This window comes from Streptococcus sp. 1004_SSPC (assembly GCF_001069025.1).
GTDB lineage: Bacteria > Bacillota > Bacilli > Lactobacillales > Streptococcaceae > Streptococcus > Streptococcus vestibularis.
On sequence record NZ_JWGQ01000062.1, the window covers coordinates 17,351 to 29,428 of the forward strand.

Annotated in this window: 9 protein-coding genes and 1 pseudogene; 8 read left to right on the top strand and 2 right to left on the bottom strand. The window is 40.1% G+C overall.

Annotation, left to right across the window (positions count from 1 at the left end; genetic code table 11):
* The first annotated feature begins 8 nt into the window (after positions 1 to 8).
* The 5 genes and pseudogenes from udk (at position 9) to mprF (ending at position 6,406) form a co-directional block, all read left to right on the top strand.
* The gene (udk, locus tag ADF62_RS04870; protein ID WP_003092587.1) at positions 9 to 644 is read left to right on the top strand and encodes a uridine kinase; all 636 of its coding nucleotides are present in this window, start codon (positions 9 to 11) and stop codon (positions 642 to 644) included.
* Positions 645 to 680: 36 nt separating this feature from the next.
* A complete protein-coding gene (locus ADF62_RS04875) occupies positions 681 to 2,600 on the top strand; it encodes an ABC-F family ATP-binding cassette domain-containing protein (protein ID WP_048788222.1) in 1,920 nt (639 codons plus the stop codon).
* 89 nt (positions 2,601 to 2,689) lie between these two features.
* Positions 2,690 to 2,949 (top strand): annotated as a pseudogene (locus ADF62_RS04880) (YiaA/YiaB family inner membrane protein).
* 185 nt (positions 2,950 to 3,134) lie between these two features.
* Complete coding sequence (locus ADF62_RS04885; RefSeq protein WP_003092532.1) at positions 3,135 to 3,854, top strand: alpha/beta fold hydrolase; 720 nt, start codon at positions 3,135 to 3,137, stop codon at positions 3,852 to 3,854.
* Positions 3,851 to 6,406, top strand: coding sequence for a bifunctional lysylphosphatidylglycerol flippase/synthetase MprF (gene mprF / locus ADF62_RS04890; RefSeq protein ID WP_048788223.1), 2,556 nt, complete (start codon positions 3,851 to 3,853; stop codon positions 6,404 to 6,406). Before ADF62_RS04885 ends, mprF begins: the two co-directional genes overlap by 4 nt.
* 51 nt (positions 6,407 to 6,457) lie before the next feature.
* Here the strand turns inward: mprF and gatD are convergent, their stop codons facing one another.
* On the bottom strand, positions 6,458 to 7,246 hold the full coding sequence (gene gatD / locus ADF62_RS04895) for a lipid II isoglutaminyl synthase subunit GatD (protein WP_048788224.1): 789 nt from the start codon (positions 7,244 to 7,246) through the stop codon (positions 6,458 to 6,460).
* Positions 7,246 to 8,589, bottom strand: a complete 1,344-nt coding sequence (gene murT / locus ADF62_RS04900) for a lipid II isoglutaminyl synthase subunit MurT (RefSeq protein ID WP_048788225.1) — start codon at positions 8,587 to 8,589, stop codon at positions 7,246 to 7,248. The genes gatD and murT overlap by 1 nt, the downstream gene beginning before the upstream one ends.
* Positions 8,590 to 8,690: 101 nt before the next feature.
* Here murT and cdaA point away from each other — a divergent pair, with 101 nt between their 5' ends.
* The 3 genes from cdaA (at position 8,691) to glmM (ending at position 12,077) form a co-directional block, all read left to right on the top strand.
* Positions 8,691 to 9,542: a diadenylate cyclase CdaA gene (cdaA, locus tag ADF62_RS04905; protein ID WP_039976172.1), complete on the top strand. Its 852-nt coding sequence runs from the start codon at positions 8,691 to 8,693 to the stop codon at positions 9,540 to 9,542.
* Positions 9,539 to 10,504: a CdaR family protein gene (locus ADF62_RS04910; RefSeq protein WP_048788226.1), complete on the top strand. Its 966-nt coding sequence runs from the start codon at positions 9,539 to 9,541 to the stop codon at positions 10,502 to 10,504. The genes cdaA and ADF62_RS04910 overlap by 4 nt, the downstream gene beginning before the upstream one ends.
* 220 nt (positions 10,505 to 10,724) lie before the next feature.
* Positions 10,725 to 12,077, top strand: a complete 1,353-nt coding sequence (gene glmM, locus ADF62_RS04915; RefSeq protein ID WP_003092462.1) for a phosphoglucosamine mutase — start codon at positions 10,725 to 10,727, stop codon at positions 12,075 to 12,077.
* Position 12,078 lies beyond the last annotated feature (1 nt).

Below are 12,078 nucleotides of genomic sequence, written 5' to 3' on the forward strand. Positions count from 1 at the left end.
AATTTACCATGCCTAAAAAACCGATTATTATTGGGGTTACGGGTGGCTCTGGTGGTGGTAAGACCAGTGTTTCTCGTGCCATTCTATCAAATTTTCCAGATGAGAAAATTGCCATGATTGAGCATGATTCTTATTATAAGGATCAGTCACATTTGACTTTTGAAGAGCGTGTGTCAACTAACTATGACCATCCTTTTGCTTTTGATACAGATCTTATGATTGAGCATATCAATGAGCTGATTGCTGGACGTCCAGTAGATATTCCGATTTATGATTACACGCAACACACTCGTAGTGATAAGACCTATCGTCAGGAACCTCAGGATGTTTTTATCGTTGAAGGGATTTTGGTACTTGAAGATAAACGTTTGCGTGATTTGATGGATATCAAGCTCTTTGTAGATACTGATGATGACATCCGTATTATCCGCCGTATTAAGCGTGATATGGAAGAGCGTGGTCGTAGCTTAGATAGTATTATCGAGCAGTATATCAGTGTGGTCAAACCTATGTATCATCAGTTTATTGAGCCAACCAAACGCTATGCGGATGTGGTGATTCCTGAAGGTGTCACAAATACTGTTGCAATCGATTTGATTAATACTAAGGTAGCTAGCATTCTAGAAGAAAGTAAGAAAGCCTAAGCAGGAGCTTGGCTTTTTTGGTATAATTGAAACGTTATGATTATTTTACAAGGAAACAAGATTGAGCGCTCTTTCTCAGGAGATGTGCTCTTTGATAATATTAATATTCAGGTAGATGAACGTGATCGTATTGCCTTGGTTGGCCGTAACGGTGCTGGAAAATCAACCTTGTTGAAAATCTTGGTTGGAGAGGAAGCACCGACAAGTGGTGACATCAACACCAAACGTGATTTGAACCTGTCTTACTTGGCTCAGGATAGTCGTTTTGAGTCTAGTAAGACCATCTATGCGGAAATGTTGAATGTCTTTGCAGATCTACGTGCAGATGAAAACCGTTTGCGTGACATGGAAATGAAGATGGCTGACTTGACTGGGGCAGACTTGGACAAGTTAATGACTGACTACGATCGCCTTTCCGAGGATTTCAGACAGCGTGGTGGTTTTACCTATGAATCTGACATCAAAGCTATTCTCAATGGTTTTAAGTTTGATGAAAGCATGTGGGAGATGTCCATTTCAGAACTTTCTGGAGGGCAAAACACGCGCTTAGCTTTGGCGAAAATGCTGCTTGAGAAGCCTGAACTCTTGGTACTGGATGAACCGACCAACCACTTGGATATCGAAACCATTGCTTGGTTGGAGAATTACTTGGTTAATTATCAGGGGGCTCTAATCATTGTCAGTCACGACCGGTATTTTTTGGATAAGGTAGCAACAGTAACCCTAGATTTGACTAAACATAGTTTAGATCGTTATGTCGGAAATTATTCAAAATTCATGGACCTTAAGGCTGAAAAGTTGGCCACTGAAGTAAAGAACTTCGAAAAGCAACAAAAGGAAATTGCTAAGCTGGAGGACTTTGTTAATCGTAATATTGTTCGTGCCTCTACAACTAAGCGTGCCCAAGCCCGTCGTAAACAGCTTGAGAAAATGGAACGTCTGGATAAGCCAACAGAAGGTCAAAAGTCAGCTAATATGACTTTCCATGCGGACAAGGTCTCTGGAAATGTAGTCTTGACTGTGAGGGATGCTGCTATTGGTTATGACGACGAGATTCTCTCAGAGCCTATTTCTCTGGATGTTAAGAAGATGGATGCCATTGCCATTGTGGGACCTAATGGTATTGGAAAAACAACCTTTATCAAGTCGGTAGTCGGTAAACTGCCATTTATCAAGGGAACATCAACTTATGGTGCCAATGTTGAAGTGGGTTACTATGACCAAACCCAATCTTCCTTGACACCGTCAAACACTGTTCTTGATGAGTTGTGGAATGATTTTGCGACAACTCCTGAAGTTGAGATTCGTAACCGTTTGGGAGCCTTTCTCTTCTCAGGTGATGATGTCAAAAAGTCTGTTTCCATGCTTTCTGGTGGTGAGAAGGCTCGTCTGCTACTAGCCAAATTGTCAATGGAAAATAATAACTTTCTAATCCTGGATGAGCCAACCAACCACTTGGACATTGATAGTAAGGAAGTCTTGGAAAATGCCCTTATTGACTTTGATGGAACGCTCCTCTTTGTCAGCCACGACCGTTACTTCATCAACCGTGTGGCAACAAAAGTGATGGAAATTTCTGAGAATGGGGCAACCATTTATCTTGGGGATTATGATTACTACCTTGAGAAAAAGGCGGAGCTTGAAGAATTAGCACGACTTGAAGCGGAAGAAAATCAAGGGCCAGAGGAGACCCAAGTAGCTTCAGCGGGTGCTAGTGATTATCAAGCTCAAAAAGCTAGTCAAAAAGAGATCCGTAAACTAAGCCGACGTATTGAGCAAATCGAAAATGAATTAGAAACCATCGAAGAACGCTTGGGGAAAATCTCTGTTGCCATGCTTGAAACCAATGATGTGGCGGAATTGTCTGACTTGCAGAAAGAACTAGATGACTTGTCAGTCAATCAAGAGGCTCTGATGGAAGAGTGGAGTGACCTTTCGGAACAGTTGGAAAGTTAAACAAACATGGAAACCTTTTTATATTTTAAGTTGTAAAAGGATTTCATTGTTGTCATACTAGTCTTAGTATATAAAAGAAGACTAGATTTATGAACAAAGTGAAGAAAAAAGTGTATCGTAATATGACATCTTTCAATATGATGGCATGGGGATCATTTGCCTTCTTTGTAATCTTGATGTTGGTAGGCCTCTATACTCTTAAACATCCGTTGATGGTTAAGGGGTACTATCTTATGGGATGTGTTGGTTTGATTTTATCTTCATTTACGATATCTAAGGTTGTCCGTGATAACCAAAAGATGAGGAAAACTATAACAAACTCATTGCCCCAAAAACATATGAACAATAATAGGAGAAACCTGAAAAGGTTTTTTCTTTTTTTGCAGAAAATGTACTAATATTCTGAGTTTTGCTAAATGGAAGTGTTATAATGGAATGAGAGGGTTTGAGCACTTTGTTTTATGGTATCGGACCCAATGCCTTATAAGACTAATCATCGTATAAGAATACGTTAGTGAAAAGGTAGGTAATATTATGGAATTCAAAGTGAAAGATGGTCAAATCATCTATTATCGTGACCTTGGTAAAGGCTTTCCAATTGTCTTCTTGCATGGCAACAATTTATCAGGAAACTACTTTGGTAAGCAAGGAATTCTATATCGAGACTATCGTTTAATTTTCATTGATAGTCGTAATCATGGCAGATCCAGTCGTCAGAGTGCTAAGATGACCTTTGAACAGATGGCTGCCGATTTGGAGGAAATTTTGCAATTTTTAAATATCAAAAAGGCTCTGTTTGTTGGTCACAGTGATGGGGCTAATCTAGCTATGGTTTATGCCAGTCGCTTTCCTGACCGGATTGCAGGGCTCTTGCTTAATGCAGGGAATATGACCTTTAAAGGATTAACCAGACGCTCAAGATTTCTGGTTTATATACAGTATTATTGCCTAAAAGCCTTATCGCCATTTTCATCTAAAATGGACATCATGGCTCAGATAACAGAGCTCATGCTACATGATTTGCCACTGGATAGGGAACGACTACATCAGGCTTCCTATCCTGTTTGGGTAGTTATGGGACAAAGAGATGTCATTAGTATTAGTCATTCAAGGGATATTTCGGACCTTTTTCCAATTCATAAGCTCTATGTTGAACGGAGACAAGGGCATCGTCTGGCTCAACGAAAATATAAGGTTTTTAATCAAATGATCCGTGAGTTAGTTAGAATTAGTCGAAAAGAGGTGGTGGCATGAAGCAACTTATAGAGAGACTTCAACCTTTAAAAACTGCCGTTAAATCTATCTTCTTTATTTCTATTACGGTTCTTGTTGTTGTAGAGTTGGTTCGTTTGAAACGAACGATCACTTTAGAATCGCTAGAATCAGCTTTATCAGGTCTGTCAATTTGGCATCTTGCTTTGATGGTAGTGATAGGTTTAATTGCTGTGTCACCTATGCTCTTTTATGACCTTATCTTGAATAGGGAGTTAGAGACGGATTTTTCCAAATCCTATATACTAGAAACGAGTTGGGCTGTCAATACCATTAATAACTTGGCTGGTTTTGCCGGTTTAGTCGACGTGGGGTTGAGGTATTCCTTTTATTCTGAAGATGGGCAGGAGAAGTCTGGTGTTAAGGCACTATCACGTTTATTGCCTTACTTTATGTCGGGCTTGTCACTCCTAAGCGGCTTGGTGTTTGCTACCTTTTGGTTTTTCCCTCTAAGTCCAGACTTGAGAAAGTATTGGTTGCTTTTGTTAGGAATTTTCCTTTATTTGCCTTTTATTTTCTTTATTTCCAGTCGTGAAAAATTGACCTATTTTGGGCAAGTGTCGTTGAAAACGAGACTAAGTCTTCTTTTAGCTTCGACAGCCGAATGGGGAACGGCCCTTGGGAGCTTTGTAAGTGTGGCTTATTTAATGGGCTTGCATGTTCCTCTTTATAATCTGATTCCTCTTTATTTCCTAGCGGTTATTATTGGTATCTTCTCTATGATTCCGGGCGGGATTGGTAGTTTCGATTTGATTGTGATTACCGGTCTGACGTCTATGGGGGTTAGTAATGCTCTAGCGGTCAGCCTACTATTGCTCTTTCGTCTAACCTACTACATCATTCCATTTTTATTAGGTGTTGTCTTCTTTTTCAAACACATGGGAGGCCACATCAATGAGAAATACTTCAAAATTCCTTCACGAGTATTTGGTGGAAGTTTCCATCGTATCCTTGTTTATTTGTTACGTTTTTTAGGAATCTTCTTGATTTTATCTGCCCTAATCCCAGAACGCTTGGCAAATGTTTACTTTATTAACCGTTTCGATCCTATTCAGGAACAGTTGATCTGGCAGTTTCCGAGTATTTTATTTGGAACCCTCTTTGTTTTCATGGCTCGTCTGATCAGACGTCGGGTTAAGGGAGCTTTCATTGCCTCCTTGGTAACCTTTGTCTTGGCTTTAATTTATGTCAATCTCAATGGTATTTCTTGGGCCATGTCATTCCTAATTGTACTCTCTTTGGTGCTTATGTTGATCATCAGAAAGCGGTTGTATCATCGTTACTTTGTTTATAGTTGGGAAGACAAAACTAAGGATTTCCTTTTCCTAGCCTTTACTATTCTGGTTCTTCTTGTTCTGGGTGGTAGCGGTTTTTGGTCTCATTTATTGCCACCTAGGAACCGAGATGTTCTTGGACATTTTGTTCATATTTGGTTTGATATTTTACTGGGATCGGTAATCATTTCAACCATTGTTTGGGTTGTTTTGAGAGTTTTGGCACCTCGTAAGCATTTTGGTCAAAGCATGAATAATGAGCGCTTCACAGCACTTCTTGAGAAATATGGGGGCGCATCAGAAAGTGCTCTAGCTTATTTACATGATAAACGCCTCTTTTGGTATCGTGTCGATGGACAAGACCAGGTAGTTTTCCAATTTGCACAAACCAGTAATAAGTGTGTGATTATGGGCAATCCTATTGGTAATGAAATATATTATCGTCCAGCTTGGGAAGCTTTCTTGAAAAACTTATCTGATTGGAATTTACAGGCTTTATTTTATGAGGCGGATGAGAGTGTGACCCTTATGCTTCATGATTATGGCTTTGACTTCATGAAATTTGGAGAAAATGCCATGGTTGATTTGACAACATTTTCTGTCGATGGTAAGCATGGTAAGAAGTTTCGTAAACCAACCAATCGTGTGGAAAAAGCAGGCTTCCAGTTTAAATTACTTAATCCTCCATTTTCGGAGACTCAGATGCAGGAAATGAAGGCAGTCTCAGATATTTGGCTTAATGGTCGTAAGGAGAAAGGTTTCTCTCTTGGTTTCTTTGATGAAGCCTATCTACAAAAAGCACCGATTGCTATCGTTGAGAGTGAAGAAGGCGACATTGTGGCCTTTGCTAATATCATGCCGACCCAAAATAAACAGGTGGCGACCATTGACCTTATGCGTTACGACTTTGAGAAGGCTCCTGAAGGCATTATGGACTACCTCTTCGTTAAACTCTTCCAATACTTCCAAGCAGAAGACAAGAAGTACTTTGATATGGGAATGGCTCCCCTAGCCAACGTTGGTACTGAAGAAGATAGTTTTTTAGAGGAAAAGGTTGCCAATTTAGTTTATATTTTTGCTCAGCGTTTTTACTCTTTTAGTGGGCTCCAACGTTACAAGGAAAAATTCTCTCCAATTTGGTCTCCAAAATACATTGTCTATCCAAAAAGAACCTGGCTCTTGTTTGATATGATTGCTATTCTAAGGATTGATAATCGTAAAATTGAAGATAAAATGAAGAAAAGACGTCTTTGGAAGTAAATACGACAAAAAAAGTGACCCTTGGAGGGTCACTTTTTTTGTTTAAAAGAATTATTTCTCGAATTCAGCTTTTGATTTAGTATCTGCATACTCTTCAGCAATCTCGCTTGAGAGGATGTCATCATAACTTGGTAATTGAATATCCTGACCATATTTGTTACGAAGGGCAGTTGTTACCAAGCGGTAAGCAAGGTTAGCATTACGAGAAAGAATCGGACCATGGAAGTAGCTACCATAAACGTTTTTATAGTGGACACCTTCAGTACCATCTTCCTTGTTATTACCATTACCGTAGACCACTTTACCAAGTGGTTTTTCATCATCAGAAAGAAAGGTACGTCCTTGGTGATTTTCAAAACCATAATAGGTTTCATTGAACTCTTCGTTATGAATTTTGATGTCACCGATGTAACGGTTATCTTCTTGATTAAGGGTGTAGTGACCCATAACACCAATACCATCAATGCGGACACCATTGGCTTGGACGTAATATTGTCCGAGAAGTTGGAAACCACCGCAGATGGCTAGGAGAACTTTATTATCTTGGATGAATTGACCAATGGCATCACGTTTTGATGGGAGGTCTTTAGCAACGATAGATTGTTCATAGTCTTGACCACCACCAAAGAATACCATGTCGTAGTAGTCCTTGTCGAAGTAGTCTCCAACAGAAACGATGTTGAAGGTCATTTTAGCACCAAGCTTTTCCCCCACGTATTTTATCATAAGGACATTACCGTTGTCACCATAGGTATTGAGCAGATTACCGTAAAGGTGGGCAACATTTAGGTCATAGGTGTAGTCACGATTTTCTGGAGATTTGAGAGAAGTATAAGTCATTAGTTCATCTCCTTTCCGACAACATGACGTTGGGCAAGAATATCACGGAATTCAAGCATGGCAGTATAGGTCGCTAGGATATAGGCATGGTCGCAGTCTTGCTTTTCAATTAGGGTCATAATATCTTCGAGTTTTTCTGCTTGTGTAATTTTGTCCTCTGGATAGCCAGTCACACGAAGACGGCGGGCAATTTCAGAGTGACGGACACCACCAGCATTAATTTCAGGAATATCCATCTCGAGAATACTTTCAAAGTTGGCATCCCAAATCCAGCTGGTGTCAATACCATCAGCATAGTTGGCATTAAGAAGGACTGACAAGCTAAATGGATAGTCTGCAAGTTTAATCATATCCAGAGCTTGGCTAGCTCCAACTGGATTCTTAATCAGTACGAGAGTACATGATTTATCACCAATTTTAAAGGTTTCTTGGCGTCCAAAGACAGCGCGACTCTTTTCAAAACCAGATTTAATTTGCTCTGGCGCAACGCCGAAGAATTCAGCGACAGAAACGGCAGCGAGGGCATTGTAGATGTTGTAGAGCCCCCCAACGTTAATCTTGTAATCTTGACCATCAATGATAAATTCAGAAGTGGTGTTGGTGATTTTTGTCAGCTGCGTTAGCTTATAATCTAATTCTGGACGGTGGAAGTCACAGTTAAGGCACACATAGTCACCCAAGTTAGCGTAAGTATTAAGGCGATACTGAAGAATGCTCTCGCACTTAGGACACACAATTCCTTCAGTATTATAGTGTGCAAGCTCTGGCGCATGTTTTTTAGTGTCAAAGCCATAGAAACGCACGGGATTGACTATCTCTTTAGAATTAAAGAGAGGACTGTCCCCATTAGCCAAAATAGTTGCTGCTGGCGCCTTAGCAGCACCATCTAAAATCATCTGATAGGTAGTGTAGATTTCACCGTAGCGGTCCATTTGGTCACGGAAAATATTTGTGAAGACAAAAAGACTTGGAGTGATGTATTCAGTGATTTTTGGAAGGCTGGCCTCGTCAATTTCCAAGACAGCAATTTTCTTACCAGACTTGGCTTTTTTAGCTGTTAGGAAGGTAGAAGTGATCCCTGTGATCATGTTAGCCCCACTAGGGTTAGTTACAATTTCACCGAAAGCTTCTTTTAGAATACCGACTGTCAAAGCGGTTGTCAGAGTCTTACCGTTGGTTCCAGTGACAACGACAATTTCGTAGTCCTTAGCTAAAGTGTCTAAAATATCTTTGTCAAATTTAAGGGCAATTTTTCCAGGCAGGGTTGAACCACGTCCCAATTTTGAAAGGACGAGATGGCTAGCTTTACCCGCCAGAACTCCCATGGTAGTTTTCATAGTCATGAATTTATTTTATCACAAAAAGTAGTGATTGTAGTCTCAAAATAGTTAGAATTCGTGGTATAATAGAAACTGTTTAAAAATTAAAAGAAAGTGTGATATGTATGGGAATACTTTCGTCCATTGATATTGATTTTTGGCGGTCACTCTTTGATAGTCCGCTGAAAGTTATCGTCAATAGTTTGGACATATTGATTGTTGCTTTTTTAATTTATCGCTTTATTAGGGCCCTACGAGGGACAAAAATTATGACCCTTGTTCAAGGGGTTGTCTTATTTATTTTAGTCAAACTGATTTCTGATTTTATAGGCTTCACGACGATTTCTTATTTGATGAATCAGGTTATCAACTATGGAGCTATTGCGGCGGTTGTGATCTTTGCGCCAGAGCTTCGTTCTGCTCTTGAAACCTTTGGACGTACGCCTCAGCATTTTTTGCAAAATAAAGAGGTTAGCTCAGACGAGAAATTAGTTCAAGCCTACGTTAAAGCTGTTAAGTACATGAGTCCTCGTAAGATTGGGGCTTTGGTTTCTATTGAACAGACTCAGACCTTACAAGAGCAGATTGCGACTGGGATTCCACTTGATGCGGTGGTGACTGGGGAACTGTTAATTAATATTTTCATTCCAAATACACCTCTTCATGATGGGGCAGTTATCATCAGAGATAACAAGGTTGCAACGGCTTGTTCTTATCTGCCATTGACGGAATCTAATAAGATTTCCAAAGAATTTGGGACTAGACATAGGGCTGCTATTGGTCTTTCAGAGCAGACAGATGCACTGACCTTTATTGTGTCTGAGGAAACTGGTGCGATTTCAATTGCGTACAAGGGAAATTTCATCCATGATCTCTCTGTTCAAGAATTTGAACAAGAGTTGAGTCTTATCTTGTTGAAAGAACAAGAACCACGTCAGTCATTCTTCCAACGTTGGATGGGAGGTAGCAAAAAATGAAGCGTTTTGTAAATTTCTTTAAAAACGATCGTTTATGGCAGATGCTAGTTGCTCTCTTCTTTGCTGTGGTACTCTTTTTCACGGCATGGTCGGGAAATACGCAAAATAAAAACAATAGCTCAAGTGCATCTAATACCTTTACACAAACCGTTGAGTCGGTTCCTGTGGATATTAAATATGATAGTGATAAGTACTTTATCAGTGGTTATTCCTATGATGCTGAGGTCTATCTGACAGCAACGACACAATTGGCCTTGACGACTGAAGCAACAAGTGATACACGTCATTTTAAGTTGGTTGCAGATTTATCAAATCTTGGCCAAGGGACAAGTCGTGTTCCTATTCAGGTTAAGAATTTACCGGCTGGAATGTCTGCCCAAGTATCACCATCTACCTTGACAGCAACCATAGGTAAAAAAGCTAGTAAGACATTTGATGTAGTTGCAAATATCACACAGGATAAGTTGGCTAATGGCTATGAAGTGAAAAAGGTTAGCTTGAATGAAACCAAGGTAGAGGTGACGTCAAGTGAGGATATCATCAATCAAATTGATCACGTTCAAGCAGTCTTGGAAGGCGATGACAACTTGTCTGATGATTATGATGGTAACTTGGTTCTTCAAGCAGTTTCGTCTAGTGGAACGATTCTAGCTAGTTCAATTTCCCCAGCTAAGGTTCATGCTAAGATTAGTTTGAGAAAATTGAGTAAATCAGTTCCAGTTAAGCTAGAGTTGACTGGCGATAAGGCTAGCAACGTGTCTAATATCAGTTATAGTTTTGATCGTGGTCATGTGACCATTGTTGGTAGTCAAGAAGAGATGGATAAAATCGATAGCATCACAGTCCCTGTAGACATTAGCCAAGTAACTAAGGATACATCGAAAACCTTAGAGCTTACAGCAGAAGGTGTCACAGTGCAACCAAGTACTGTGAAGGTTAACTTGAAAGTCACGCAAAAGTGAGGGGATTACATTTTTATCAAATTCAGATATAATAGATTGGATTGAGAGGGATTAGTCTCATAAAAATGTAACCAATTAATAATATTTTAAAACAAGGGTTGAAAATATTGGTGCAATCTTATACAGTTAGATTATCTAGATAGGGTTCACTAGATTGACTCTTGCTAAACGGCATCAAAGTTTAAGGAGGATTTAGTGCACAAGCACTAATAGTAAATTTATGGGTAAATATTTTGGAACAGACGGTGTTCGTGGAGAAGCAAACGTTGAGCTTACGCCTGAATTGGCCTTTAAATTAGGTCGTTTTGGTGGTTATGTGCTTAGTCAACATGAAACTGGCCGTCCTAAAGTTTTTGTGGCTCGTGATACACGTATTTCTGGTGAGATGTTGGAATCTGCCTTAGTAGCAGGTTTGCTCTCAGTGGGTATTGAAGTCTACAAACTTGGAGTGCTTGCGACACCAGGTGTATCATACTTGGTACGTACCGAAAATGCTAGTGCTGGTGTAATGATTTCAGCTAGTCACAATCCAGCTCTTGATAATGGGATCAAGTTCTTTGGTGGAGATGGCTTTAAATTAGATGATGCACGTGAAGCAGAAATTGAAGCTCTTCTAGATGCTGCAGAAGATACGCTTCCACGCCCTTCAGCGGAGGGACTTGGAACACTTGTGGATTATCCAGAAGGTCTTCGTAAATACGAAAAATTCTTGGTGGCTACTGGTCTTGACCTCGGTGGTATGAAGGTTGCCTTGGATGCAGCTAATGGTGCGGCTGCGGTATCTGCACGTAACATTTTCCTTGACTTGAATGCAGAAATCGCTGTTATTGGTGATCAACCTGATGGCCTTAACATCAATGCCGGTGTAGGTTCTACACATCCAGAGCAATTGCAGGCCTTAGTTAGAGAAACTGGTTCAGCAATCGGTCTTGCCTTTGATGGTGACAGTGACCGTCTCATTGCCGTTGATGAAAATGGTGATATTGTCGATGGTGACAAGGTGATGTATATCATTGGTAAATACTTGTCCCAAAAAGGTGAGTTAGCTAAAAACACCATTGTTACAACAGTTATGTCGAACCTTGGTTTCCACAAGGCTCTCGATCGTGAGGGTATTAACAAGGCTGTCACTGCTGTTGGTGACCGATACGTTGTCGAAGAAATGCGTAAAAACGGTTATAACCTTGGTGGCGAACAATCTGGTCACGTTATTATCATGGATTACAACACAACTGGTGATGGTCAATTGACAGCTATCCAATTGACTAAAGTCATGGTTGAAACAGGTAAGAGCTTGTCTGAATTGGCAGCAGAAGTGACCATTTATCCTCAAAAATTGGTTAATATCCGTGTGGAAAATAGCCTGAAAGATAAAGCTATGGAAGTTCCTGCAATTGCCGCTATCATTGAAAAAATGGAAGCTGAGATGGCTGGAAATGGCCGTATCTTGGTTCGTCCAAGTGGTACAGAACCTCTCCTTCGTGTTATGGCAGAAGCACCAACAGATGATGAAGTGAACTATTATGTTGATACGATTGCTGATGTTGTTCGTGCAGAAATTGGATTGGACTGAG

Excerpts from the sequence above, each read along its gene's own strand:
- mprF (WP_048788223.1), top strand. The coding sequence starts at position 3,851 with ATGAAGCAACTTATAGAGAGACTTCAACCTTTAAAAACTGCCGTTAAA.
- gatD (WP_048788224.1), bottom strand. The coding sequence starts at position 7,246 with ATGACTTATACTTCTCTCAAATCTCCAGAAAATCGTGACTACACCTAT.
- ADF62_RS04885 (WP_003092532.1), top strand. The coding sequence starts at position 3,135 with ATGGAATTCAAAGTGAAAGATGGTCAAATCATCTATTATCGTGACCTT.
- ADF62_RS04910 (WP_048788226.1), top strand. The coding sequence starts at position 9,539 with ATGAAGCGTTTTGTAAATTTCTTTAAAAACGATCGTTTATGGCAGATG.
- glmM (WP_003092462.1), top strand. The coding sequence starts at position 10,725 with ATGGGTAAATATTTTGGAACAGACGGTGTTCGTGGAGAAGCAAACGTT.
- cdaA (WP_039976172.1), top strand. The coding sequence starts at position 8,691 with ATGGGAATACTTTCGTCCATTGATATTGATTTTTGGCGGTCACTCTTT.
- ADF62_RS04875 (WP_048788222.1), top strand. The coding sequence starts at position 681 with ATGATTATTTTACAAGGAAACAAGATTGAGCGCTCTTTCTCAGGAGAT.
- udk (WP_003092587.1), top strand. The coding sequence starts at position 9 with ATGCCTAAAAAACCGATTATTATTGGGGTTACGGGTGGCTCTGGTGGT.
- murT (WP_048788225.1), bottom strand. The coding sequence starts at position 8,589 with ATGACTATGAAAACTACCATGGGAGTTCTGGCGGGTAAAGCTAGCCAT.